Origin of the sequence: Acinetobacter sp. 826659, assembly GCF_000588515.1 — a bacterium.
GTDB lineage: Bacteria > Pseudomonadota > Gammaproteobacteria > Pseudomonadales > Moraxellaceae > Acinetobacter > Acinetobacter pittii.
In genome coordinates this window covers 1-24,405 of sequence record NZ_JFYD01000013.1, presented here as the reverse complement: position 1 = coordinate 24,405, position 24,405 = coordinate 1, and the positions used below count along the sequence as shown (strand labels likewise).

Annotated in this window: 24 protein-coding genes and 5 tRNA genes; 12 read left to right on the top strand and 17 right to left on the bottom strand. The window is 38.2% G+C overall.

Features of this window, described 5'->3' with window-relative positions; genetic code table 11:
- Positions 1–14 precede the first annotated feature (14 nt).
- Together pssA and J663_RS18060 are read right to left on the bottom strand one after the other, a co-directional pair.
- Positions 15–848 carry a CDP-diacylglycerol--serine O-phosphatidyltransferase gene (gene pssA / locus J663_RS18065; protein WP_002119541.1) on the bottom strand — a complete coding sequence of 278 codons (834 nt, stop codon included), beginning with the start codon at positions 846–848 and terminating at the stop codon, positions 15–17.
- A 41-nt stretch (positions 849–889) separates the two neighbouring features.
- A complete protein-coding gene (locus tag J663_RS18060; RefSeq protein WP_002119552.1) occupies positions 890–1,747 on the bottom strand; it encodes a 23S rRNA (adenine(2030)-N(6))-methyltransferase RlmJ in 858 nt (285 codons plus the stop codon).
- Between the two features lie 117 nt (positions 1,748–1,864).
- Here J663_RS18060 and J663_RS18055 point away from each other — a divergent pair, with 117 nt between their 5' ends.
- Together J663_RS18055 and J663_RS18050 are read left to right on the top strand one after the other, a co-directional pair.
- Complete coding sequence (locus J663_RS18055; protein WP_014207717.1) at positions 1,865–2,470, top strand: 2OG-Fe(II) oxygenase; 606 nt, start codon at positions 1,865–1,867, stop codon at positions 2,468–2,470.
- 67 nt (positions 2,471–2,537) lie between these two features.
- Positions 2,538–3,065: a hypothetical protein gene (locus tag J663_RS18050; RefSeq protein ID WP_002119538.1), complete on the top strand. Its 528-nt coding sequence runs from the start codon at positions 2,538–2,540 to the stop codon at positions 3,063–3,065.
- A 63-nt stretch (positions 3,066–3,128) separates the two neighbouring features.
- Here J663_RS18050 and J663_RS18045 read toward each other — a convergent pair whose 3' ends face one another.
- The 4 genes from J663_RS18045 to J663_RS18030 form a co-directional block, all read right to left on the bottom strand.
- Positions 3,129–3,374 carry a DUF2789 family protein gene (locus J663_RS18045; RefSeq protein ID WP_002119522.1) on the bottom strand — a complete coding sequence of 82 codons (246 nt, stop codon included), beginning with the start codon at positions 3,372–3,374 and terminating at the stop codon, positions 3,129–3,131.
- 172 nt (positions 3,375–3,546) lie between these two features.
- Entirely contained in the window at positions 3,547–4,533 is a 987-nt protein-coding gene (locus tag J663_RS18040) for a malate dehydrogenase (RefSeq protein ID WP_002119517.1), read from the bottom strand.
- A 211-nt stretch (positions 4,534–4,744) separates the two neighbouring features.
- Positions 4,745–5,407 (bottom strand): ribonuclease T2 family protein, encoded by a 663-nt coding sequence (locus J663_RS18035; RefSeq protein WP_005804634.1) that lies wholly within the window; start codon positions 5,405–5,407, stop codon positions 4,745–4,747.
- 57 nt (positions 5,408–5,464) lie between these two features.
- Complete coding sequence (locus J663_RS18030) at positions 5,465–7,408, bottom strand: lytic transglycosylase domain-containing protein (RefSeq protein ID WP_014207719.1); 1,944 nt, start codon at positions 7,406–7,408, stop codon at positions 5,465–5,467.
- A 287-nt stretch (positions 7,409–7,695) separates the two neighbouring features.
- Here J663_RS18030 and miaB point away from each other — a divergent pair, with 287 nt between their 5' ends.
- The 3 genes from miaB to ybeY are packed head-to-tail and all read left to right on the top strand — an operon-like array spanning position 7,696 to position 10,759.
- Positions 7,696–9,147, top strand: a complete 1,452-nt coding sequence (miaB, locus tag J663_RS18025) for a tRNA (N6-isopentenyl adenosine(37)-C2)-methylthiotransferase MiaB (RefSeq protein WP_002119558.1) — start codon at positions 7,696–7,698, stop codon at positions 9,145–9,147.
- A 37-nt stretch (positions 9,148–9,184) separates the two neighbouring features.
- A complete protein-coding gene (locus J663_RS18020) occupies positions 9,185–10,273 on the top strand; it encodes a PhoH family protein (protein ID WP_002119513.1) in 1,089 nt (362 codons plus the stop codon).
- A 9-nt stretch (positions 10,274–10,282) separates the two neighbouring features.
- Positions 10,283–10,759, top strand: a complete 477-nt coding sequence (ybeY, locus tag J663_RS18015) for an rRNA maturation RNase YbeY (protein ID WP_033851381.1) — start codon at positions 10,283–10,285, stop codon at positions 10,757–10,759.
- 51 nt (positions 10,760–10,810) lie between these two features.
- On the opposite strand, the gene J663_RS18010 is transcribed toward ybeY, so the two are convergent.
- Positions 10,811–11,695, bottom strand: a complete 885-nt coding sequence (locus J663_RS18010; RefSeq protein ID WP_033851380.1) for an energy transducer TonB — start codon at positions 11,693–11,695, stop codon at positions 10,811–10,813.
- A gap of 232 nt (positions 11,696–11,927) precedes the next feature.
- Here J663_RS18010 and J663_RS18005 point away from each other — a divergent pair, with 232 nt between their 5' ends.
- The 3 genes from J663_RS18005 (at position 11,928) to J663_RS17995 (ending at position 14,119) form a co-directional block, all read left to right on the top strand.
- Positions 11,928–12,599: a hypothetical protein gene (locus J663_RS18005; protein WP_017386970.1), complete on the top strand. Its 672-nt coding sequence runs from the start codon at positions 11,928–11,930 to the stop codon at positions 12,597–12,599.
- Positions 12,600–12,757: 158 nt separating this feature from the next.
- Positions 12,758–13,471, top strand: a complete 714-nt coding sequence (locus J663_RS18000; protein ID WP_002119525.1) for a DUF3108 domain-containing protein — start codon at positions 12,758–12,760, stop codon at positions 13,469–13,471.
- Positions 13,472–13,543: 72 nt separating this feature from the next.
- Positions 13,544–14,119: a xanthine phosphoribosyltransferase gene (locus J663_RS17995; protein WP_002119547.1), complete on the top strand. Its 576-nt coding sequence runs from the start codon at positions 13,544–13,546 to the stop codon at positions 14,117–14,119.
- Positions 14,120–14,170: 51 nt separating this feature from the next.
- Here the strand turns inward: J663_RS17995 and wrbA are convergent, their stop codons facing one another.
- Positions 14,171–14,773 (bottom strand): NAD(P)H:quinone oxidoreductase, encoded by a 603-nt coding sequence (wrbA, locus tag J663_RS17990; protein ID WP_212771402.1) that lies wholly within the window; start codon positions 14,771–14,773, stop codon positions 14,171–14,173.
- Positions 14,774–15,134: 361 nt separating this feature from the next.
- Here wrbA and J663_RS17985 point away from each other — a divergent pair, with 361 nt between their 5' ends.
- Positions 15,135–16,382: a YihY family inner membrane protein gene (locus tag J663_RS17985; RefSeq protein WP_033851378.1), complete on the top strand. Its 1,248-nt coding sequence runs from the start codon at positions 15,135–15,137 to the stop codon at positions 16,380–16,382.
- A 103-nt stretch (positions 16,383–16,485) separates the two neighbouring features.
- Here J663_RS17985 and J663_RS17980 read toward each other — a convergent pair whose 3' ends face one another.
- Positions 16,486–17,127: a fumarylacetoacetate hydrolase family protein gene (locus J663_RS17980; RefSeq protein ID WP_033851376.1), complete on the bottom strand. Its 642-nt coding sequence runs from the start codon at positions 17,125–17,127 to the stop codon at positions 16,486–16,488.
- Positions 17,128–17,166: 39 nt separating this feature from the next.
- Positions 17,167–17,664 (bottom strand): YcxB family protein, encoded by a 498-nt coding sequence (locus J663_RS17975; RefSeq protein WP_005804627.1) that lies wholly within the window; start codon positions 17,662–17,664, stop codon positions 17,167–17,169.
- A gap of 223 nt (positions 17,665–17,887) precedes the next feature.
- On the opposite strand from J663_RS17975, the gene J663_RS17970 reads away from it, so the two are divergent.
- Entirely contained in the window at positions 17,888–18,580 is a 693-nt protein-coding gene (locus tag J663_RS17970; protein WP_033851375.1) for a nitroreductase family protein, read from the top strand.
- Between the two features lie 115 nt (positions 18,581–18,695).
- On the opposite strand, the gene J663_RS17965 is transcribed toward J663_RS17970, so the two are convergent.
- Both J663_RS17965 and J663_RS19240 read right to left on the bottom strand, forming a co-directional pair.
- A tRNA-Arg gene (locus tag J663_RS17965) sits at positions 18,696–18,772 on the bottom strand.
- Between the two features lie 88 nt (positions 18,773–18,860).
- Positions 18,861–18,980: a hypothetical protein gene (locus J663_RS19240; protein ID WP_147548252.1), complete on the bottom strand. Its 120-nt coding sequence runs from the start codon at positions 18,978–18,980 to the stop codon at positions 18,861–18,863.
- A gap of 372 nt (positions 18,981–19,352) precedes the next feature.
- On the opposite strand from J663_RS19240, the gene J663_RS17960 reads away from it, so the two are divergent.
- A complete protein-coding gene (locus tag J663_RS17960) occupies positions 19,353–21,584 on the top strand; it encodes a beta strand repeat-containing protein (RefSeq protein WP_033851373.1) in 2,232 nt (743 codons plus the stop codon).
- A 64-nt stretch (positions 21,585–21,648) separates the two neighbouring features.
- Here J663_RS17960 and J663_RS17955 read toward each other — a convergent pair whose 3' ends face one another.
- The 5 genes from J663_RS17955 to J663_RS17935 all read right to left on the bottom strand — a co-directional run bounded on the left by J663_RS17955 (position 21,649) and on the right by J663_RS17935 (position 22,757).
- Positions 21,649–22,242, bottom strand: a complete 594-nt coding sequence (locus tag J663_RS17955; protein WP_033851371.1) for an HAD-IB family hydrolase — start codon at positions 22,240–22,242, stop codon at positions 21,649–21,651.
- A 105-nt stretch (positions 22,243–22,347) separates the two neighbouring features.
- Positions 22,348–22,424: transfer RNA gene (locus J663_RS17950), tRNA-Arg, on the bottom strand.
- A gap of 39 nt (positions 22,425–22,463) precedes the next feature.
- Positions 22,464–22,540 (bottom strand) — tRNA-Arg (locus tag J663_RS17945).
- Positions 22,541–22,579: 39 nt separating this feature from the next.
- Positions 22,580–22,656 (bottom strand) — tRNA-Arg (locus J663_RS17940).
- A gap of 10 nt (positions 22,657–22,666) precedes the next feature.
- Positions 22,667–22,757: transfer RNA gene (locus tag J663_RS17935), tRNA-Ser, on the bottom strand.
- 261 nt (positions 22,758–23,018) lie between these two features.
- Here J663_RS17935 and J663_RS17930 point away from each other — a divergent pair.
- A partial coding sequence (locus tag J663_RS17930) for a ribonuclease R family protein (RefSeq protein ID WP_033851369.1) occupies positions 23,019–24,405 on the top strand: 1,387 nt, incomplete at its 3' end.

Here is a 24,405-nt window from a genome sequence, read left to right as displayed (position 1 = left end):
GAACCTCTTCTATTTTATGTTTTTAGTGTTTCATTACTCTTGCGTGCAAATAAAGTCGTAACAAAACCAGATAGAGCATAGATAATTGAAACTGTCAAAATGCCCATTGGAATATTATAAGTGATTGCCGCAAAAATCAGTACTACTGGCAACATAACTACAAAAGGAACGCGTTTACGATCCATCTGCTTGAAAGAATAATATTTAATATTGGAAATCATGAGTAATCCCACAATTACCATAAGAACAGCATTAATAGTTTGAATCGCAATATCACGTAAATCAAAAATGAAAGGATAATCGCGAGCAACCCAGACGAGTGAAATAATGATAATAGCAGCGAGTGGACTTGCAATGCCGATAAAATAACGCTTATCAACAACGCCAATTTGCACATTAAAACGCGCTAGTCGGAAGGCTGCGCAGGCTGTATAAACAAAACAACAAGCCAAACCAATACGGCCTAAATCATGCAAACTCCAGCTATACATCAGCATTGCTGGAGCCACACCAAAAGCTAACAAGTCTGAGAGAGAATCATATTGTTCGCCAAAAGCACTTTGTGCGCCAATTGCTCGAGCAACTCGACCATCTAAGCCATCTAATAGCGCTGCAATAAAAATGGCATAGATCGCTTGGTTAAAATCCCCATTCATACTTGCAATGATGGAATAAAAACCGGACAACAGAGCAGCGGTTGTAATTAAGTTAGGCCAAAGATAAATACCTCGGCGCTTCACTTTTTGTCCTTCCGGATTATCTTCTTCTTCAACCACTTCAAATGTAATCCCATCAAATGAATGTTCATTATGAGTTAAATCTTGCTCTGGTTTAGGCGCATTTGTCATTATTTTCTATTCCAAACATGTGCATTGATTTAAGTTAACTGTTACTCACCTACCAACCAGCGAACAGCAGCATGACCACCAGTTTCTTGCATGCGAAGATGCGGGAATAACCACTGTAGTGCTTGGTCTGCTTGTTCAGAGAACTGCCAAGGTGGGTTAATCACTAATAGACCACAACCATTTAGACCCACAGGTGTGTCATCTGGCCACACACAAATTTCACAAACTAACTGACGGCGAATACCCGTTTTAAACATTTTCTTTTCAAAACGTTCAATCATCGCTCGGTCTTTGATTGGATACCAAACTGCAAAAACGCCTGTTGGCCATTTTTTATAAGCTTGTTGTAAAAGTTCAACTAATTGCGGAAAGTCTTTACGTTCTAATTCGTAAGGAGGGTCGATCATAACAAGACCGCGCTTTTCTTTTGGCGGAATTACGCCGAGCAAGCCTTCATATGCATCACGCTCATGTAAACCTGCACGTTTATCACGAATGTTATGACGTAATTGCTGAAATACATCGCGCTGCATTTCAAAAATTGTTGCCTTATCAATTTCACGCATGCCTTGCAGGGCAAACCAAGGAGAACCTGGATAGCTTCCCTTACCTTCTTCAGAACGCAATTGTTCGACTAACTTCAAATATTGTTGGATTGCTTCAGGTGCCTGACGCTTTTCCATTTCAGATAGTTGAACTAGACGATGAATGCCTGTGAGAAATTCTCCAGACTTTTGTGCAGGTGCCAGAGATAAATCATATTTGCCGGCCCCTCCATGCGTATCGATATAACGATAAGGTTTATCTTTAGCATTTAAACGGTTGAGAAGCTGTAGCAAAAGCACATGCTTCATAACATCTGCAAAGTTGCCCGCATGGAAATGGTGACGGTAATTCATGTTGACTTTAATTCCTCAATTCAACAAATAGTTTAACATGAAAAAAATATTCTTTCGTAAGGTTGTGATCATCTAAAATAGAGCTGCTTGATATTTTTACGATCTACTCGAGGTTATATGCGTTCCCACTCACTTCCTGATTCATGGAATTTAGATCAAATTTTAGATGATTTAAATGCGCATGGCTTTGCCATTATAAATCAAGCATATCCAGATCAATATCGCGCACAGGTTTCTCAAGAATGTAGCCATCATATGGATGAATTTAGAGAAGCAGGCATTCAAAACGGCGTTGTAAGCAATATTCGTAGCGACCATATTCTCTGGATTAATGATCAGCTCCCTATTGCTCAGCAACATATTGAAACCTTAACTTTATTTTCACAAAGTCTAAATCAAGCATTCTATTTAGGGATTAAAGAGGTTGAAGCTCATTTTGCTCGTTATAATTTGGGTGAATTTTATGCTTTACACCGAGACAATCCTCAACAAAAAAATGATCGTATTATCTCAACTGTCTATTATCTACATCCAGAATGGCAAGAGGATTGGGGTGGGCAATTGCGACTACAAGATAAAAACGAGAAATGGCATATTGTTAATCCCGAACCCAATCGACTGGTAATATTTCAAAGTGATTTACTACATGAAGTATTAATTTCAAAACAGCAAAGACTCTCTATTACAGCTTGGCTTCGTAGCGGAAATTCTATTTGGGTTTAAAGGTTACTCTTTAAATTTGATAAATGAACCCGATATAAGAGCTATTGATTAAAAAAGGTGATGGCGTATGTCTATTGAAAGTAAAACAATTGTGAACCGAATTGGTGAAACAGACCAACTTTATTTGACTGAAAATACGCCTGAGCTTGCTTTAGAGCGTGCTGAGTTACGCATGCAACTTGTAGTATTAAGTCGTGTTCGCCAAGAACAACTTCATTTTCTACAAGAAGCTATTGTCTTGCTTGAACAAGCTCGCATGGAATATGAAGAAATGCCATTGAGCTTATACCTTAATTTGTCTTTACACTTAGCCAAAGCGTATATGCTTTACTTTGAACTAAATAAAGAAAAACGTTTTGCGTTGATTACTCAACAAATTTTGAAGCCATTAGCACATCATGAACATGCTGATATCTATTTCTTCTTGGCATATGCGTCAGCAGCACGACAAGAGTCAGCATTAACAAGACATTGGTTAACTAAATATTTATCAACGTCTACATGTGATCTTGAATTGCTTCATGGCCAACCTGTATTTGACCTTGTACGTCATGAGCCATGGTATAAAGATAAATTAAAAGTAAAAACACATTAAACTCTTAATGTAATAAAGCCTGTTTTACATATTACTTGTAAAACAGGCTTTATTTTTTTGAAATTATTTTTTCACACTGTCTTCATGCAGTTGTTCATTAAGCTCATCAATAACCACAATCCATTCATCATCTTTTTCCCAATGACTCTTCAAAAAATCGCTTTGACCTTTTGACCAAAAAGACGCTTCATGTAATTTTTGCTCGGCTGGCAATTGATGTGTTTTGATAAAGTTTTCAATACTTGCTTCATCAGAATCTAAACCCAACTGATCAAATAAAAGCTCTAAAGTCGGTTGCTGTTCAAACATTGTTATTCTCCTATAACTTCTTTTAAATCATCTATTAACTAATCTAACAATAAAACGTTTTTACTTGCATGATAGTGTCTATATTTTCTTGTTGCTTTTTGTGTTTGCTTTTTCAGGATTCAATAAAAAAGCACTCTAAAGAGTGCTTTTTTTAACTCATCAAGCTGATGAATTATTTTACCATGTCAGCAATTGCTGCACGTTCTTCTTCAAGCTCGTTTAGAGTGAAGTTGATACGCTCACGGCTGAATTCATCGATTTCTAAACCTTGAACGATTTTGTATTCACCGTTTTCAGTTGTAACAGGGAAACCGAACATAACGCCTTCAGGAATACCATAAGAACCATCAGATGGAATACCCATAGTTACCCATTTGCCGTTTGTACCAAGCGCCCAGTCACGCATATGGTCAATTGCAGCGTTAGCAGCAGAAGCAGCAGAAGACAAACCACGCGCTTCGATGATCGCAGCACCACGTTTACCAACAGTTGGAAGGAATACGTCTTTGTTCCAAGCTGGATCGTTGATTTTGTCTTTTAAGCTTTCGCCATTTGCAGTTGCAAAACGGTAGTCAGCATACATTGTTGGAGAGTGGTTGCCCCAAACTGTTAAGTTTTCGATGTCAGCAACTGCAACACCAGCTTTTTGAGCAACTTGGGTCAACGCACGGTTGTGGTCAAGACGCAACATAGCTGTGAAGTTTTTCGCTGGAAGATCTGGAGCAGATTTCATTGCGATGTAAGCGTTAGTGTTTGCAGGATTACCTACAACTAATACTTTAACGTTACGGCTAGCAACTTCGTTTAATGCTTGACCTTGGCCGATGAAAATTTCACCGTTAACTTTTAACAAGTCAGCACGTTCCATACCAGGACCACGTGGACGAGAACCTACCAATAATGCGTAGTCAGCATCTTTAAATGCAACTTTCGGATCATCAGTCCCGATCATGCCAGCCAATAAAGGGAAAGCACAGTCATCAAGTTCCATCATTACGCCTTTAAGCGCTTGTTGTGCTTTTTCAACTGGAACTTCAAGCAATTGTAAAATAACAGGTTGATCTTTACCTAACATTTCACCGCTTGCGATACGGAATAATAAGCTGTAACCAATTTGACCTGCAGCGCCAGTCACGGCAACACGAACGGGTTGCTTCATGTAATTGTCTCCAATGAGTGTCCTTAATCGGGCTAAATAGGAATTCCATCTAACCAAATCATCATAAACGGCAAAGATTGTACTCTAAAGATTTGGCAGATGCATGTAAAAGCGACTCATTTTCACCAAAAGTCTGATAGAAAATACAAATTAATCTTTACAAATAGATTCAATGTATGGTCAGCATTTTCTTACGAAATGTTGGTAAGCTTTAATAACTACCTTTAATCATGATTTCACCAGGGCAATTCGATACCACATGATTTGCACACTGTTTATATTGACCCTTTACCGTATAACAAACTTTCACTTCCGTTAAGACCACATCTGAACGTGATAATTGACAACTAAAACGGATACCATTTTGAGGTAAGCTCGGATTAAGGCGTACAAACTGCTGTCTTAACGCGGATTGCTGCATTTCAACATTTGTTGAACTTGTGAGACTAGCCGGAATTTTTAAACGTTCAGCAAAATTAATAACCGTACGGAAATATTGGCTTGCATTCATAGGAACGCATCCGCCTACACTTTTCCATAGCTGTACACGAGCATTATTATCAGGCATAACCCGAGCTACGACTTTGGCTTGCAATGGAGACAAGGTTGCAGAACTGTCTGTTGAGCAGTTACTTTGGTTTGTTTCTGGCATGAGACCTGTAATTGTCAGTGAATATCCTTCAAGACATTTACGCTGTTTTTGTTTAGAGGGATCTAATGCACATGCGGCAGGTGTCATTTGCACATGCATAACATACCCTTGTAAATTAACAGGTTCGGCATGTAAAACGGAACTCATCAACCCTACTCCCGCACAGATGAGCCACCATGCAAGTTGTAAAATTGAACGAAGTTCCAAATATCTATATTTCATTTAATTAAAACTTGAATATGCCAATTAAAAGAAGATCCATCATCAACTACCTTAAAGTTAAGGCGACGTACGCATTGGAATGACTTTCATACGCTGCGATAACGACTGGGCGCCTTGACCCAATATTACGCCGTAATGTGTTGCATTCGTCATAACGTGCTTGACGTAGTCTCTGGTTTCTAACAATGGAATTGTCTCAGTATATTGGTCAGCCGAAATTGATTGATAATCCGGTTGCCAACGTCTAGCCCGATTAGGGCCCGCATTATAACCTGCTGTCGCCAAAACAGGGTTATTGCTTAATTGTCCCTGAATCATCGACAAATAAAATGTTCCATATCGAATATTGGTATTCATTTCATTTAATGCAGCCGGATTATAAGTTTCACCCATTTGACGTGCAATCAACTTCGCCGTATCAGGCATAATTTGCATAAGACCGCCCGCCCCAACGTGAGAACGCGCAGAAGTAACAAACCGACTTTCTTGACGCATTAAACCATAAGCCCATGCAGGATCAATTCCTGCATTGTAACTATGACTTACGACATTAGTCTTATGAGGAGTCACATAGCGATAAGTATCATTATGCTTATTTGTTGTACGATCTGCTGCATAAATTGCACGGTCATACCAGCCCATGTCATGAGCACGCTTTGCCGCAGCTAAAAGTAAACCATCATCGTGCTGAAGATATGCTTGACGAACTGCCCAATTCCACTCTCGATTCGTATAAGTTGGATTTGCATTAATACGTCTTAAAGTAAAAGCACGATTAAAGTGAATATTCTGATCTAAACGTCTTAAATCACTTGCTGTCGGCTGATCATCATAAGGTTGATGGTTATAACGTTCACCTAAGCGATCTTTTGCTAAAAGGTTATGATAGTCATCACCAGCCTGAGCCAGTTTTCTATAAATTTGTTGTGCTGTTGCTTTAGAAGCACTATCCCCACGCTGCTCTGACGCACGAGCAAGCCAATATTGCCAACGGTCTTCTTGTTTTTGGGTTACCGTCATACTATCAATAGCGCGAATTAAACTTTCCCACGCCCCAAAACGAATCGCCTGACGCGCATAAATTTCAGCTTCTTCCGGACTTAATGGATAACCATAACTTGCGTCAAAATATTGAAGAACTTCACGATTAAAATTATTTTTCATTACCGTGGTGCCACCAATATAGGCTACCGTACGATATAAATATTTTTGTACATTTTGTGGCGTACCTTGGGCAACACGCTGCACATTTGAAAAAGCATTACTTAAGTCATTATTAGCTAAACGCCCTAACGCAAAAATCAAATAAGCATAATCTGCATCATTTGTTTTAGGCGCACTCCATAAATAATTGAGTGGGTTGGCCTGAATTTGGTTAAGCTGAGCCAAAGACAAATTCAAACCCAAAGTTTGTGCTGTCGCGAGCGCCTGCCCAGACAGACCTGCACGCAATTGTACCCATAGACGCTGTTGTTTATCTTGTGCACTCATTAAAGGGCTAGATAACATCATGCGCCCTAAACCTAAGCAAGATTCTGGTTGTGACTCAGTTGCTAACCAAACATCTTTATATTCAGCAAAAACTAATGCATCACCACTTTTCGCCCGTACCTGTGCCAAAGCACAATTTTCGGCTTGGTCAGGGTTGGTGACATAAGATAAGACGGGTTGTGCAGATGCAAAGTCAGCTTGTTTAACTTTTTCTTCAACATAATCGGCTGCTAATTTTTCAGCCATTGCTGATTGTGGATAGCGTTGAGCAAAGCTTACGATAGAGGCAGTAGGTTGAAAGCCAAGGTTTGTATTAAGTTTCCAATATTCTGGATAGTATCCCAACACATCATTTTGCATAGCAAGCTGATATTGGTCTAATAACGCGGTATTACCACTATTTGCAGCATTTAGTGCATCATTAAACTGCTCTTCGGCAGCATAGGTAAATGAACAACCAAGTAAACACATAGCTCCTAACCAGCTACGATGCATATATTTATTTTTCATTACACGACTATGGATTGATGAGCTCTTTCTACTTGGTCTCATATATGTGCTAAACCCTGACTATTCACCTTCAACGCATAGTTTAATTATTCTTCGTGCTTTCTTTTGTTGTGTTATGTAACTCTATGATTCAACATCATTAAAATTCACCTAATTTACTTCACAAAAACCGTGTCATGTTCTGAAAGTTTACTGTTATCGGTTCAGCTCAAATACTGCTATAATAGGTGGTTTGACCCATTTTGGGCCAATTTATTCTTTTTTAGATCGATCTGTTAGGAGCCTGCATGACGGTTCAAACCTTCATTCCCAATGGTGCCAAAGCTGCCTCAGAAAACACTGTTACCCAGCCAACGCACACCACTGATGTTTCAATAAAAAAACTTTATATTGAAACTCAAGGGTGTCAGATGAATGAGTATGACAGTCACCGTATGGCAGACCTTTTAGGGGATTCTCACGGCTACGTTTTAACGACCAACCCTAATGAAGCAGACATTCTGCTCATGAATACGTGTTCTATTCGTGAAAAAGCGCAGGAAAAAGTATTTAGTGAATTAGGTCGTTGGCGCAAACTAAAAGACAAAAATCCTGATCTTGTGATTGGTGTCGGTGGATGTGTTGCATCTCAAGAGGGTGACAATATTCAAAAACGTGCGCCTTATGTAGACATGATTTTTGGTCCACAAACATTACACCGTTTACCGCAAATGCTTGATCAACATAATGCTCAAGTAGAAAAACCTAAAAAAGATAAAATCAAACTGGTTGATATTTCTTTCCCAGATATTGAAAAATTCGACTTTTTACCCGAACCACGTGTAGAAGGCTTTAAAGCATTCGTTTCTATTATGGAAGGCTGCTCTAAATACTGTTCTTTCTGTGTAGTTCCTTACACACGCGGTGAAGAAGTTTCTCGTCCATTAGATGATGTACTTGCAGAAATTGCAGGTCTTGCGGAAAAAGGTGTCCGTGAAATTTCACTTCTGGGTCAAAATGTAAATGGATATCGCGGAGAAACCTTTGAAGGTGGTATCTGTACCTTCCCTGAATTGTTACGACTCGTTGCAGAAATTCCAGGTATTGGACGTTTACGTTATACAACATCGCATCCACTTGAGTTCTCTGACGAGCTAATTCAGTGTTATGAAGATTTGCCTCAAATGGTGTCGCATTTACACTTACCTGTTCAAAGTGGATCAAATGATGTTTTACAGGCAATGAAGCGAAATCATACGATTGATGTTTATATCGACAAGATTGCCAAATTAAGAAAAATACGTCCAGATATGCATTTATCGAGTGACTTTATTATTGGTTTCCCTGGTGAAACCGATGAAAACTTCGCCGAAACACTTCAATTTATCAAAGACTTAGATTTTGATCACTCGTATAGTTTTGTTTATTCAAAACGTCCAGGTACACCTGCATCAGACTTGCCTGATACTACGCCTGAGCACGTTAAGAAAGAGCGTTTAGCTCAAGTTCAGAAAGTGATTAAACAGTCTAGCATTGAAAAAACTGATGCAATGCTTGGCAAAATTGAACGTGTTCTTATTGAAAAAGTTTCGGACCAAGACCCTAATATTTTACTAGGTACAGCCGATAATACACGTCTAGTTACTTTTGTAGGTGATGCTTCTTGGGTAGGACGTTTTGCAGAGATCGAGATTACTGAAATTAAAACTTTAAATTTAGTTTACGGTGAGCTCTTGAATCTTGAGCCTGACGTGGCGTAATGTAGAGGTATTCTAAAGTCTACTGAAAGGTTTTCTCTTGACTGCAGCGATTCGACGTACCGTAACATTTCCTGAAATTTCAATGGAACGTTTAAAGAGCATCTTGGGTGCCTATAATGGGCACCTTAAGCAAATTGAACAGCGTTTAGATGTCAAAATTACTCATCGTGGAGATGTTTTTCATATCGATGGTGAGATAGATGCTGTTGGGAGAGCCGAGGCATTATTGCAACGACTCTACGAAGAGTCTGAGGTATCCCAGCAAATCAGTGCGGATCTGTTGCATCTGTTAATCCAATCTTCTCAAACTGAACGTAATTTCGAGTTAGTTGGAGAAGAAATGGATGAACATGATGCACCAATGGATGTCTATTTCCAAACCCGAAAAGGTCGTATTAACCCACGTGGTGCTAATCAAAAACGCTACGTACAGCGTATTTTGCAAAGCGATATTTCTTTTGGGGTGGGCCCTGCGGGTACAGGTAAAACCTATTTAGCAGTTGCCGCCGCAGTAGATATGCTCGAACGTAATGAAATCCAACGGATTTTACTTGTACGTCCTGCTGTAGAAGCTGGAGAAAAGCTAGGTTTCTTACCAGGTGATTTAACTCAGAAAATCGACCCATACCTACGCCCTCTTTACGATGCTCTTTACGAAATGCTTGGCTTTGAAAAAGTTGCCAAGTTAATCGAGCGTCAAGTGATTGAAGTTGCACCTCTTGCATATATGCGTGGTCGCACACTTAACCATTCATTTGTAATTTTGGATGAAGCTCAAAACACAACGCCTGAACAAATGAAAATGTTCTTGACCCGTTTAGGTTTTGGCTCTCGTGCAGTGATTACAGGTGATATTACCCAAGTAGATTTACCTCGAGGCCAACAATCTGGTTTGGCACATGCCCTACGTGTACTCGAGAACATTAAAGAAATTCATATTACCCGTTTCCATTCCCGTGACGTTGTACGTCATCAACTTGTTCAAAAAATTGTTGAAGCGTATGAAGGTTGGGATGGTGAACAACAGCGTCTTAATGCTGAAGCACGTGCTGAACGCAAAGCACGTCAAGAAGCATTAGTTGCTGAAAACGATACAGCAGCAGACTTGCAACATCAGGATGCTTAAGGATTCATTTTGAAAATCAGTTTAAGTTTACAACAAGACTTTCAATCACCTGAGTTAGAGCTCAAACGAGCTCAACTCAAAAAAATTATTGAGACAACTTTACGCCACGTTGGTTATAAAGAAGATTGTGAAATTGGGGTTGCTTGCGTTGATTTGGACGAAAGCCAGCAACTCAATTTGCAATACCGAGAAAAAGATAAACCGACTAATGTTTTATCTTTCCCAAGTGATATTCCTGAAGAAGTTTTACCAATGCTAGATGCCTTACCACTAGGTGATTTGGTTATTTGTATTCCAGTGGTATTACAAGAAGCATTAGAGCAGAAAAAAACTGCCCAAAATCATTTTGCACATCTGTTAGTACATGGTGTTTTACATTTGCTTGGTTATGACCATGAAACCAGTGATGAAGATGCCGAAGAGATGGAAAGTTTAGAAATTGAAATTTTAGCAAAACTCAATATTGCTAACCCTTATCAGGAATAATGTGATCATTAGTAAGATGTGGATATCCTAAAAGTTATCCACATCTTTTAATTAATGAACCTCAAATTCAGCTTCAGCTGGGTCAAAACGCCAAGTACGTACAATACGCAACTCTGAAATATCTTTCATATTGGCATCAAAATGCCCGAATGGTGCGCCGCGGCGTACTGAAGACTTCGCTGCTTCATCTAGAACTGGATGACCTGAGCTTTCAAGCAAGCGAATTGCACGAATTCCCCCTTGAGCATTCAAAATTACCATAAGGCGAACTTCACCTTTTAACTGCTGCTGTTTCGCTTCTTCTGGATAATAACGGTTGCCATAAAGCTCTACTTTTCCACGAAATTTATCTAAATAAATAGCTGAAGCATCTTTCTTTGCTTGAATACCATCTACTGTTTTGATTTTTTGCTGACGGCTGAAATCTTGTTGGCGTTGCAAATATTGTGCTTCAAGGCTTGCAACCATCGCAGCTTTTGCCTGAAATTGACTTTGTAGTTGTTCTAGTTCTTTTTTTCTTTGGCTTGCATCCGCTTGTTTCTGCCAACTCAAAACCGTCATTAAAACTTTTTCTTCAAATTTAAGTTCTCTTTGTTGCTGAATCTTTTGCAAACTTTCTAACTCAGTATCTCCAGTTGAAGCATCATTGAGCATCGGATTTGGAGTATCACTAGAAGTCCGATGAGCTTCACGAAATGCGCCCGAGCCTTGCTGATCTGCTTGCGCTAAAAAATCTGCTTGGTGAACTGGCTCATTGCTTGGCCGAATTGAAATTGCAATTTCTTTAGTAGATTGCTCTGAGGGGCTAGGCATGGCAAAGTGAATGAGTAATACAAAAATATGCAGTAAGATTGCCAATATTGTTGCAGCAATAAAGACTCGGTCTTGCCACCAATGATGAAAAGGCTCTATGGATAAACTTCTTTTGTTCAACATAATCTTAAAAGCATATAAATGCCTTTTCCCCACGGTTTAATACCGAATAAAATACAAACTGATATTCAAATATGGATAAAAGTGTGATTCACTTCAAATATAGGATTTTATCCATTTTCATTTTGTCAAAATGTATCAAGTAAATTTGCTACACTGCAATATCAAAACCCGTTTTTTATCATAATAAAGATTGTGTGGGCTCTTTAGTAAATTATCTTCTGGAAGTTCTTTTATGCAAACGCTATTTTCCTCATTAGTCAGACGCCTTCAAAAAGTCTATAAAAAAGCAGAAGCATTCATTGAGGAAGAAAGAGATTTTACATTATCGCAAACCTTTCTGAATGCCACTTTGCAACGTTATGTCACCAATAATGTTGAGTTTTTAGATGACCTGCATGCAGATCTTTATCATGACTGGTTAAGATTATATGCAACCATGCATGTAAAAGGTTTAGAAACCACACTATCGGTTGATTTAAAACTGATCCAGATGGAATTTAATAAAGAACAGCAACTTTTAGTTTTTGAACAAATTAGTAATACACAAATTATTGAAGCGAAATATAAAAACTTTTGGCAAAAGATCGCCGTAAAAGCCGCAATTTTTTATTACCATAAAATTTTGAAAAAAGATCCTTTGGGGATGATTCTTGAACGTTTTAATGTAGCAGAAGAACGCGATGAACTTATATTTCTTGATCTCAACCGTTGGTTTGGCAAAAAAGCCAGCATCATCGAAACATTAGGCAAAGTACATATAAATTACGCACGAGTTCGTGAAGCTGAGTTAGTTGTATTTGGAAATGTGAATTTAGCAGCCTTACTTTCTCGTGATCAGGACGACGATTTTGAAGAAGAATTCGCAGATTCTGAAATAACGCCAATTCAGCAAAAAGATGAATAAACGGTTTATAAATGAAGATGAATTAACTGCCAAAAAACACAAATAGATTACACATTTAGCATAAATCCTGATTTTTTCTCCATGATCAACAGGCATAATATGTTTAAGTTACAGATGCATCAGCACTGACTTTTTAGTCTGTACAAGGATATTTACTTATGGCAACAAAATTTCTGAAATCGTTTGGCATCGCAACAGGTATTTCAACAACTTTGCTTTTTGCAGGCTTCTCAAGCCATGCACTTGCCATGAGCCCATTTCAGGCGAATTATCAGTTTACTTACAATAATAAAGGTATGGGATCAGCTACACGTGCCTTAAGCCAGCAAGGTAATAACTGGACTTATAAATTCACTGCAAAAGCAGGTGGAATTGCGTCCGCAAGTGAAACAAGTAAATTTAGTTTCACCAATGGTAAAATTGGGTCTCAAAGTTTTAGCCGTACCAGCAAAATTTTGATTCATAACAACACCATGAGTATTAACTTTAATCCAAATAGCAAAACTATCTCTACCAAGAAAGATGATAAAGCTCGTTCATTTGCTTGGCAGGCAGGCGTTCTTGATGAGTTAAACGCAGAGTTACAACTGCGTGAAGACTTAAAAAATGGTTCACTGAAGTCCTCTTATCCACTTGCAGATGCAAAAGAAGTTGAAAATCGTCGATTTGTAAAACAAGGTAATGAGAAAATTAAAACCTCTTATGGAACATTCGATACCATTAAAGTGGTTTTACAACACAACAAACCTGAACGCAGTACAATCTTTTGGTTAGCTCCGAAATTAGATTATTTACCAGTTAAAGTCAGTCATATTGATGGTAAAACTTCTTATGGATTGTTATTAACAAGTTATACAGGTAAGACGAATTAAAGCTTGCATTTTTTTGGATGCTTTTTAAAATACGCATTTGCTTTAAAAAGCATCCGTCTAGAGGATTCTCCCGTGCACGCACTAGAACAGAAAATCTTAACAGAAGGTATCGTTCTATCTGATCAAGTCTTGAAAGTCGACGCTTTCTTAAACCACCAAATTGATCCTGTATTAATGCAGCAGATTGGTAAGGAATTTGCCGCTCGCTTTAAAGATGCAGGGATTACCAAGATTATTACCATTGAAGCATCAGGTATTGCACCTGCAATCATGGCAGGTTTAGAACTTGGTGTACCTGTAATTTTTGCTCGCAAATATCAGTCATTGACTTTAAAAGATGACTTATATCGCTCTAAAGTATTTAGTTTTACTAAACAAACTGAAAGCACGATTGCGATTTCAAATAAACATCTTCATTCAACTGATAAAGCATTAGTTATTGATGACTTCTTGGCAAATGGTCAAGCAGCATTAGGCCTGATTGATTTAATTCACCAAGCAAATGCAGAAGTTGTAGGTGTGGGTATTGTGATTGAAAAATCATTCCAGCCAGGTCGTGATTTATTGCTTGAAAAAGGCTACCGTGTTGAATCATTAGCACGTGTTCACTCTCTTACAGATGGCAAAGTTACTTTTGTAAAAGAATAAAATGTATATCTAAAAAAGAGCGGATATCCGCTCTTTTTTATTTGTTCAAAATTAATCTAAAAGCTTTTTAGCAATCTCTCCTAAACGTTTGCCTTGAGCTTCACACAAAATCTTTTCGTCCTGACTTAAGTTCTGGTCATGACGCGGTCCACTTACATGGCTTGCGCCATAAGGTGTTCCACCTGTTTTAGTATTAGATAACGCTGGAATTGCATTAGGTAATCCCAAAATCATCATGCCATGATGAAATAACAGCGGCAGCATAGTCAGCAAAGTACTTTCCTGCCCACCATGCATTGAACCAGAAGAAGTAAAAACGCAAGCAGGTTTATTATGTAATGCCCCGTTGAGCCAAAGACTGGTTGTTTGATCCCAAAAATATTTCATTTCACTTGCCATATTGCCAAAGCGAGTTGGAGAACCTAATGCCAAGCCTGAACAATTCGCTAGATCATCTAACGTACAATAGATATCACCTTCTTCCGGAATGCTTGGCTCGGCTATTGTGACAGCTGGAGCAATATTTGGTACTGTCCGAATTTTCACTGACATACCCGCAGACTCAACACCGTTGGCAATTAAATGAGCCATTTCTTTAGTAGAACCATATTTGCTGTAATAGAGTACAAGAATGTAAGGTTGCATCGGTTTCATAAATTTTGTTAAAAAGAACACTATACGGGATTTTTTATTTTTTTGGCGCAACCAATTTTATGAAATTCTAGAGGTGATTGATGAGGTAGCACAAAAGATAATGCGAGCAAATTTCTCGGACTCATTGAGTAAAAAGTTTATCTACTTTTGGTAAACCCTTGCTCAGACAACAGAAAGCCTACTTTTTTGAAAAAAATTTATGGCTACAATTCTTTCTATAGCACCTAGTAAACTTACAGAACGACTTTAATTCTATAAGTTATTATTTTGCTTTAATCTACGATTTGAGTTCTTAAGCTCATACTTTGATAAGCTATCAATCGCCCAACATGATGATTAAAAAAATCGGGATAGACGACGCATGTTACAACGTTTTTTAAGTAAGCTTCCTTTTTATAATAAAACCTGGTTTCAGTTCGTTTTATATGTATTTAAGCGTTTTGAAGCTGATCGGTGCCGTGAACAAGCTGGCTCTCTCACCTATACAACGCTATTCGCAGTTGTGCCGATGTTAACAGTTTTTTTAGTAATTATTTCTTCAATCAAAGCGTTAGAACCCGCAAGACAACAGCTGCAACATTTAATCTATAGTAACTTTTTACCAAAGAGCACGATCGCATTTGATAAAGCGCTAAATGCTTTTACAGAAAAATCTAGCAACTTAACCGTTATTGGTGTGCTGTTTTTATTCGTTACTACTGTCTTAATGCTGACCTCAATTGAAACCGTCTTTAACCGTATTTGGCGTGTAAAAGAAACACGCAGTGGCATTATGGGTTTTATGCGTTATTGGACGATCATCTCTTTAGGTCCGATTATTTTAGGCAGTGCATTTGTTATTTCATCAACAGTTGCATCGATGAACTTATTAAGCAATAACTTCACAGGTTATCAACTTGATGGGGCGTTTTTACTCTGGCTAATTTCTTTTGTACTTACTATTTTAGGTTTTTTCATTTTATATTGGACCATTCCCAATCGCACAGTCCCAGTTTATGCAGCAGGAATAGCGGCTTGTTTTAGTGCTGTACTATTTGAAATACTCAAAAATTTCTTTAGCTTTGTGATGTCAAATTTCACTAGTTATGAAATTATTTATGGTGCATTTGCAGCAGTACCAATTTTCCTTCTATGGATCTTCCTGTCATGGAACATTATTTTACTTGGCGTAGAAGTAAGTTTTGCTCTAACTGCTTTTCATTCAGGTAAAGAGCAGAAACGTCATCCTGTTTTAATGCTATTAGATATTCTCGAGCTGTTTTATAAAAAACAGAAACTCGGTGAAAGTGTAAGTGACAAAGAAGCTTTAGAAATTTTAGGTCGCGGAGAAATTGGCCGCTGGCCAGCTTATGTACTTTTACTTGAAGAGCAAAATTTGGTTAAACGTACCGATAAAGATGAATATGTTCTCGCGCGCAATTTATCCCAAGTTGACTTCTGGAGCTTTTTCACTGCTCTTCCATACCCTCTGCCATTACGTGAAGATGTTCTAAATGTACACGATGACGATGAATGGATGGAAAAAATAGGACCTGCCTTGGTCGAATCTAATGATTATTTAGCAGCAAAACTTTCTATTCCGCTCTCAACAATTTTTGAAGAGAAATAAGAAAGTAGAACTCTTCAATAGTATAGACACTCTTTCCTACCCAATAAAAAACCCTATTATTAAAAAAATAATAGGGTTAAAAATTGGCAATTTTAGGAGTGGGTTATGCTTTTACAAAAGTTTCCCATGCAAAATCTTGCGTTGCACCTTTTAATGTCATTTTCAACTGATCACCTGCATGTAATGGTCCAACCCCAGCAGGTGAACCTGTCATAATCACATCACCTGGCTCTAGTGAAAAAACCTGATTAATGTCAGTTAACAGATCACCAATAGTAAACATTAACAGTGCAGTATTACCATCTTGACGCAATTCATCATTAATATGGAAAGTGAATTTGGTCTCTTGCCAATTTGTAATTTCTTTTGTATCAACCCAATCTGCCAAAACACAAGCACCATCAAAAGCTTTAGCTCGCTCCCATGGGTGGCCTTTACTTTTCAGATCATTCTGTAAATCACGCATTGTTAAATCAAGACCTAAAGTTACTGCTCCAATCGCTTTTAAAGCTTTTTCAGGGTCAGTTTCACCTTTCAAAGGTTGATCAATACGTAAAACTAACTCACACTCAAAATGGCAACTGCCCCACGCTGGATTCCAAGAAATACCGTCATTTAAACCAATCAAACTACTCGGTGGTTTAATAAATAATATAGGGCTGTCAGGCATAGCATTATTTAATTCTTTGACATGATCGGCGTAACTTCTGCCCACGCAAACGATTTTTGAAGGACGTGTATTCATGAGGCTTCCTTTGTTGTTGCGGCTAATAATTCCAATAATTTATTTCTTAAATGTATTTTCAAATATAGTTTGATCTGAAACCTGTGCAAATGCGCGCTTTGGTACAATAATTACAGTTTTATTCTTTAGCTCAAGCATGTAGGTCAATTTACCTTTAGCAAAAGTTTGCACATCCGTATATTGCATCACCTGCTTACGACCATTGGCATAAAGCTCAAAGTAATCTTGATATAAGTCGATTCCCTGCTCACTCTTTCCAAACTGGTAACGAACAAATTGACGCTTAAATAACATAGGTAAAAGCCAGTAACGCATCAGGCCTTGCATCACCAGAAAAAATACGCCTAACCCGACATAATATCGTCCAACCCCAGAGAGACCTAAATAAAATCCCCAAATAATAATTGCAATACTAATTGCAGGTGTAAGAAAACGGGTAAATTGCTTTTTCCCAAATGTCACTAATGAAAACCCATCTTGTGACTCTTCTAAATTCAAATAGTAACGTAAAGATAAAGCTGTTTTTTGCTCAGTCATTGCACTGCATCAATACTCAATAAATCGAAACTATTAGAGCATATTCATTTCAGCTTTAAAATGAATCAAAGGCTATTTTTTATTTTGTTTAAAAGTAGAGCTTATGATGAGATTCGAAAATCAACTACGTTGCATATATAGAACGTAGATTCATATTTTTTGAGCTTATTTCAGTTTTTAAAATTTCTACAATAAGAGCATTACCTTCTTAGTGAAATGTCTCATGTCTTTCTTTGCAAAATTATTTGGCTTAAATCAAAAAGCAACAGTCTCAAAAGATGTGGTTACTCAAGCCACTCAAGAGTCCCCTCTTTTCAATCAGCCAAGCTTTTTAGAATTAATTAAAAAACGTCGTTCTATTTATTCGATCGGGAAAAACTTACAACATACTCCTTCGGAGATTGAAGGATTAATTCAAGAAGCGGTCAAACATAGCCCCTCAGCATTTAACTCTCAGTCATCTCGCGTTGTAATTTTATTTAATGAGTCTCATCAAAATTTCTGGAATATTGTTTTAGATGTATTAAAAACGATTATTCCTGCCGAAGCACTGGCTGGAACTGAACAAAAAATTCAAAGTTTTGCAGCGGGTGCTGGTACAGTTTTATTTTTTGAAGACCAGGATGTGATTAAAGGTCTACAAGAGCAATTTGAATTGTATGCTGATAATTTCCCAGTCTGGTCTGAACACTCAACAGCAATTGCACAATTTGCAGTATGGAATGTATTGGCTGAACAAGGTATTGGTGCTTCTTTACAACATTACAATCCAATTATCGATGAGAAAATTAATGCTGCTTTTGATATTCCTGCTCAATGGAAACTAAGAGCCCAATTAGTATTTGGTTCAATTGAAGGCGAAGCAGGTGAAAAAGCTTTTATTGAAGGCGAAAGCCGTTTTAAAACATTTGGCTAATTTTTTTCAACTTCAAATCATTTAAGAGCTGGTTGCCATGAGTACTAGCTTTTAAATCGAACTAATAAAAAACAGGTACAAAAAAACCGCTATATATAGCGGTTAATTCTTCAAGTGGTGCGCTCAGAGAGATTCGAACTCCCGACCCCTTAGTTCGTAGCCAAGTGCTCTATCCAGCTGAGCTATGAGCGCGTACTTGATGTTGCGCATTATACGCATTTTTTAAGGCTTAGGAAGCCTTTTTTCATCTTTCTGTCATCAAACGTCTAGTTCTTAGCCATCACTCTAGTTTACATAGCTTTATAGCTAAAATTATTGAAACTTTGCTCACCAAAGATGTATCTGAAATATTTTTTTTCAAATAAGTTTTATAGAGTTTTTGAAGCTTTTTGCCATCTATCTAGAAGATAAAGGCTACTATTTTAGTCAACATTATATAAATAATATATTTCTGGTTGAACCTAACCATTATAAGACTGTTTGAAATTTAACTAAGATAATGCTTCAAATAAGTGAAAATATGATTAAAAAAATAATTAGTTAAAATTATATAATATAAAAATTATTATTATTTTTATGTCTAAATTAAATAAATTATTATTTCTTTAAATATTATTTAATAACAAAAAATGTGACTAAAAATACACATTGACAGCTTTTGAGATCTAACCAATACTAAATCGCAATTATTGAGATACACATCTCATTAATTATAAAGCGCAATAAATAATACTTACTTAAAAATACAAAATTATATAGGAAATAGACCAACATGTTCTTACTAACAAACCTCGTATCTTCGATATCAAAAATTACTCAAGATTTGGGTAATATTGTATCGGTGAACACTACTGTAACTGGTAGCTCTTCAATTGAAGGCCAGATATCAACTTCTGGTTTACTTTCAGATACTCTATCTACAGTAACAAATACCCTTACAACAACCACAACAGGCCTTGTTTCTGATGCCGTTGGTACTGTTACTGGCAGTATCGGTTCTACAAGTCCTGTAGACACAGTAACTAATATTATTGGCGGAGTAACTGGCGGTATTGATCTTGGAACCTCTCCAATTGCTCCAGTTATTGACGTTGTTCAAGGTGGTATCGACATTCTTCAGGGTGTTGAAAGCCTCAAAACTGAAATCATCAACACAGGTATCGACACTGTTGCTGATACTATCATTGGTGTTCTTCCTCAAACTGAACACCCTGTTTCTGAAATTGCTGATCTTGGCACTCTAACTTTCGAAACTTCTCGTGACACAGTAAATGGCACGCTTGAAGTCATTTCTGATCTAGTGGGTGGAGACATTCAAGGCGCAACTGAGTCTGCTACTGGTGTCGTTGAAACATTAATCACTAATGGTACAACTGCGACAGGTATTGTTACTGACGTTGTCGGAAGCATTACAGACGTCGTTGGTGGTGTAACTGGTGGCGTTGATGGCAACCCGCTTGAAGTAATTACCGATATTATCGGCGGCGTAACTGGTGGCGTTGACGGTAACCCTCTTGAAGTAATTACTGACATTATCGGTGGTGTAACTGGTGGGGTTGATGGTAATCCGCTTGAAGTAATTACTGATATTATCGGCGGCGTAACTGGCGGTATCGGTGATGGCACATCTCCAATCGCTCCAGTGATTGATGTCGTTCAAGGCGGTATCGATATTCTACAAGGTGTAGAGAGCCTAAAAACTGAGATCATCAATACTGGTATCGACACTGTTGCTGATACTATTATTGGTATTCTTCCACAAACTGAATATCCTGTTTCAGACCTAGCAGATCTTGGCACTTTAACTTTCGAAACTTCTCGTGACACAGTAAACGGTGCACTTGAAGTTGTTTCTGATTTAGTCGGTGGTGATATTCAAGGTGCCACTGAATCTGCTACCGGTATTCTCGATACACTGATTACAAATGGGTCAACTGCTACTGGAATTATTAATAACATTATCGGCGGCGCAACAAGTGGTGATAGCCCACTTGGCGTGGTAACCGACATTATTGGTGGTGTAACTGGCGGTGTTAGTGGTAATCCTCTTGAAATCGTGACTGACATTATCGGCGGTGTAACTGGTGGTGTTGACGGTAACCCGCTTGAAGTAATTACTGACATCATCGGTGGTGTAACTGGTGGTGTTGATGGCAACCCACTTGAAGTAATTACTGACATTATTGGCGGTGTAACTGGTGGTGTTGATGGTAATCCACTTGAAGTAATTACTGACATTATTGGCGGTGTAACTGGTGGTATCGGTGATGGAACTTCTCCAATCTCCCCAGTGATTGATGTTGTTCAAGGCGGTATTGATATTCTTCAGGGCGTAGAAAGCTTAAAAACTGAAATTATCAACACTGGCATTGATACAGTTGCAGATACAATTATCAGCATTCTTCCACAAGCAGAACATCCTGTTTCTGAACTTGCAGACCTCGGCACATTAACTTTCGAAACTTCTCGTGACACAGTAAATGGCACGCTTGAAGTCATTTCTGATCTAGTGGGTGGAGACATTCAAGGTGCTACTGAATCTGCTACCGGTATTCTCGATACGCTAATTACAAATGGCACAACTGCTACTGGCTTAGTAACAGAAATCATTGGTGGATTGACAGGAACTATTGGTGGGGTTACTGGTGGAGATAGCTCACTAGGCTTAGTCACTGATTTACTTGGCGGTTTAACTGGTAGCGTAGATGGTGATAGTCCTCTTGGCTTAGTGACCGACCTTCTAGGCGGCTTAACTGGTGGCGTTACTGGCGGTACAGACAACCCTATCGGCATCGTAACAGATATCGTGGGTAGCTTAACGGGCGGTGTGACTGGTGAAGGCGGATTAGATGTTATTTCTAATTTACTAGGTGGATTAACTGGTGGTAGCTTACTTGGTGGTGTAACTTCGACAGTATCAAGCGTAACTAATACAACGCATACTATCGTACCTACATCATTACTTACCGATAACTTCTTAGAAAACTCTTTCAATACTGTTTAATATAAGTCATTAAAATAAAGCCACTTATTACAAGTGGCTTTATTTATTAATATATCTTTAAATATTAATTCACTTCTTCCCATCTATAATATTTCTTATGCGCCAGCTCTAACATTGCATAATCATTAGGTGTATCACCATAAGCATAAATTGTAGAATACTGAGTTAAATCATATTTGTTTTTTATTCTATTTACTTTTTCTAAATAACCACAATCACCATTAATAAAATCACCTGTCAAAATACCATCACGTATTTCAAGTTGATTACATATAACGTCTAAATCTAAAGATTGACACCAGCTTTCTAAATAAACGCCTAATGATGCAGATACAACAACAATCTGATCACCTTGTTGTTTATGCCAGAGAATACGTTCCAAAGCATTTTGACGCACACAGGTAGGAAGGACACTTTTAGCAAACTCTTGTCCCATATATTTTAGGGAATCCGCATCATAGCCCACGTATCCCACTTGGCAGAGTTTAGTTCGAATAGTTTTATCGGTTACCCATCCAAGCTTATAACCCGCTATATAAGGTGCAAGTCGAATACCACCTAGTATTTGAGTTTTTTTATTTAAAGAAAATTTAAGGAATAGACTGAATGTATCGCTGTGAGTGATCGTGCCGTCAAAGTCAAATAAAGCTAAGTTCATTTATGATTATCTCTAATATAATTAAAAAGTTATAAATTTAGATTTTTTAAAGTACTAAAAAACAGGCACAAAAAAACCGCTATAAAAGCGGTTAATTCTTCAAGTTGGTGCGCTCAGAGAGATTCGAACTCCCGACCCCTTAGTTCGTAGCCAAGTGCTCTATCCAGCTGAGCTATGAGCGCGTAACTTGTGTGCCTTTCAGCGATTCGTTCTATTTTACTTGGTGCGCTCAGAGAGATTCGAACTCCCGACCCCTTAGTTCGTAGCCAAGTGCTCTATCCAGCTGAGCTATGAGCGCGTAACTTGTGTGCCTTTCAGCGATTCGTTCTATTTTACTTGGTGCGCTCAGAGAGATTCGAACTCCCGACCCCTTAGTTCGTAGCCAAGTGCTCTATCCAGCTGAGCTATGAGCGCATTAAGTAAATGGCGGTGAGAGAGGGATTCGAACCCTCGATACCAGTAATAGGTATGCTTCCTTAGCAGGGAAGTGATTTCAGCCACTCATCCCCCTCACCGGAACGAGCCGCCATAATACAAACTAAAACCCTATTGTTCAAGTCATCATAGTGAAATTTTCTTGTTTTTTAGTTCAATGAATTATTTTTTAAGCAATTTTCTCATTATTTTCGTCTTTTTCGATCAAACGCTTGTTAAGATAGATATTATTTCTTCATCAAAATACTGTAGTGCATAACACATTATTGCAAACCTAAACGTGCAGTTCGGGTCTGCATGACTTATGCTAAACTTATCTGCCAAGCGTGAAACCAAACGACATGACAAAAAACTGGGCTGACCCCGAAGCGAAAGCTGAAGCTGAACGTTATGACAATCCTATTCCAAGCCGTACTCTTATTTTAGATACATTGGAACAATTGCAGACACCGCAATCTCATGCAGAACTTGTCGATCATTTTAATATTCATGACCAAAAAAGTATTGAAGCACTCAGTCATCGCTTAAGTGCTATGGTCCGTGATGGTCAAATCATGAAAGACGGGTTTAAATTTCAGTTGGTGGCAGATCAACCGACCTATGAAGCAACTGTTTATATCAATAGCAAAGGTTTAGGCACAGCACATATTGATGGTCAAAGTGACCTTTTACTTCCTGAACGTGAATTACGTTTAGTCTTTAACGGTGACCGAGTTAGAGTGCGACAGACTTCGGTTGACCGTAAAGGCAAACCTTGGGGTTTTATCACAGAAGTTTTACAACATCGTGTTAAACAATTAATTGGTAAATTGTCGGTTCACGATGGCGAATATTTTATTCAGCCCAACAATCCAAATCAGCACCAACCTATTCCTTTAGAAAAAGAACTGGTAACACATGCTGAAGCAAATGTTGGCGATATGCTACGTGTCGCAATAGATAGTTATCCAACTCGTGAAGAGTTTGCGACGGCGCATATTATTCAATCTATGGCCGACAAAGCTGATACAGAAATTATTATTCCACAAACCATTCTTGAATTTGGTTTGCCATATGAGTTTCCAGATCAGGTCTTAAAAGAAGCTGAAAGTTTTAAAGAACCATCTGCTCAAGATCGTGAAGGCCGCATTGATTTACGAGATTTAGCATTAGTTACGATCGATGGTGAAGATGCTCGAGATTTTGATGATGCGGTTTATGCTGAAAAACGTCCAGGTGGCGGTTATCGTGTAGTTGTCGCAATTGCTGATGTTAGCCATTATGTACGCTTAGACTCAGCCCTCAATGAAGAAGCTGAGGAACGTGGTACTTCGGTATACTTCCCGCATTTCGTATTACCGATGCTACCAGAGGCATTGTCAAATGGCTTATGCTCTCTAAACCCTCATGTAGACCGTTTATGCATGGTCTGTGACTTGAAAATCTCTCGTACAGGCCGTGTAACTGGTTACGATTTTTATCCATCAGTGATGCATTCAAAAGCACGTTTGACCTATACACAGGTAGCACAATATTTTGACGGCGCAACAGATGCAATTCCAAAAGACCGTGATGTTCATAAATCGTTAAATACGCTTTTCCAGCTTTATCAGATTTTGAAAAATTTACGTGCTGATCGTCATGCAATGGAATTTGAAACCATTGAAACTTACATGACTTTTGATGAGTTAGGCGGGATTAAAGAAATTTTGCCACGTACACGTAATGAAGCACATAAACTTATTGAAG

What these genes read in the sequence shown, in the direction of transcription:
- J663_RS18005 (WP_017386970.1), top strand. Translation starts at nt 11,928, where the DNA reads ATGCAAACGCTATTTTCCTCATTAGTCAGACGCCTTCAAAAAGTCTAT.
- J663_RS18040 (WP_002119517.1), bottom strand. Translation starts at nt 4,533, where the DNA reads ATGAAGCAACCCGTTCGTGTTGCCGTGACTGGCGCTGCAGGTCAAATT.
- J663_RS18060 (WP_002119552.1), bottom strand. Translation starts at nt 1,747, where the DNA reads ATGAATTACCGTCACCATTTCCATGCGGGCAACTTTGCAGATGTTATG.
- wrbA (WP_212771402.1), bottom strand. Translation starts at nt 14,773, where the DNA reads ATGAAACCGATGCAACCTTACATTCTTGTACTCTATTACAGCAAATAT.
- J663_RS18045 (WP_002119522.1), bottom strand. Translation starts at nt 3,374, where the DNA reads ATGTTTGAACAGCAACCGACTTTAGAGCTTTTATTTGATCAGTTGGGT.
- pssA (WP_002119541.1), bottom strand. Translation starts at nt 848, where the DNA reads ATGACAAATGCGCCTAAACCAGAGCAAGATTTAACTCATAATGAACAT.
- J663_RS18050 (WP_002119538.1), top strand. Translation starts at nt 2,538, where the DNA reads ATGTCTATTGAAAGTAAAACAATTGTGAACCGAATTGGTGAAACAGAC.
- J663_RS17960 (WP_033851373.1), top strand. Translation starts at nt 19,353, where the DNA reads ATGTTCTTACTAACAAACCTCGTATCTTCGATATCAAAAATTACTCAA.
- J663_RS18010 (WP_033851380.1), bottom strand. Translation starts at nt 11,695, where the DNA reads ATGTTGAACAAAAGAAGTTTATCCATAGAGCCTTTTCATCATTGGTGG.
- miaB (WP_002119558.1), top strand. Translation starts at nt 7,696, where the DNA reads ATGACGGTTCAAACCTTCATTCCCAATGGTGCCAAAGCTGCCTCAGAA.
- J663_RS18000 (WP_002119525.1), top strand. Translation starts at nt 12,758, where the DNA reads ATGGCAACAAAATTTCTGAAATCGTTTGGCATCGCAACAGGTATTTCA.
- J663_RS18055 (WP_014207717.1), top strand. Translation starts at nt 1,865, where the DNA reads ATGCGTTCCCACTCACTTCCTGATTCATGGAATTTAGATCAAATTTTA.
- J663_RS18035 (WP_005804634.1), bottom strand. Translation starts at nt 5,407, where the DNA reads ATGAAATATAGATATTTGGAACTTCGTTCAATTTTACAACTTGCATGG.
- J663_RS17970 (WP_033851375.1), top strand. Translation starts at nt 17,888, where the DNA reads ATGTCTTTCTTTGCAAAATTATTTGGCTTAAATCAAAAAGCAACAGTC.
- J663_RS18030 (WP_014207719.1), bottom strand. Translation starts at nt 7,408, where the DNA reads ATGAAAAATAAATATATGCATCGTAGCTGGTTAGGAGCTATGTGTTTA.
- J663_RS17955 (WP_033851371.1), bottom strand. Translation starts at nt 22,242, where the DNA reads ATGAACTTAGCTTTATTTGACTTTGACGGCACGATCACTCACAGCGAT.
- J663_RS17975 (WP_005804627.1), bottom strand. Translation starts at nt 17,664, where the DNA reads ATGACTGAGCAAAAAACAGCTTTATCTTTACGTTACTATTTGAATTTA.
- J663_RS17980 (WP_033851376.1), bottom strand. Translation starts at nt 17,127, where the DNA reads ATGAATACACGTCCTTCAAAAATCGTTTGCGTGGGCAGAAGTTACGCC.
- J663_RS17985 (WP_033851378.1), top strand. Translation starts at nt 15,135, where the DNA reads ATGTTACAACGTTTTTTAAGTAAGCTTCCTTTTTATAATAAAACCTGG.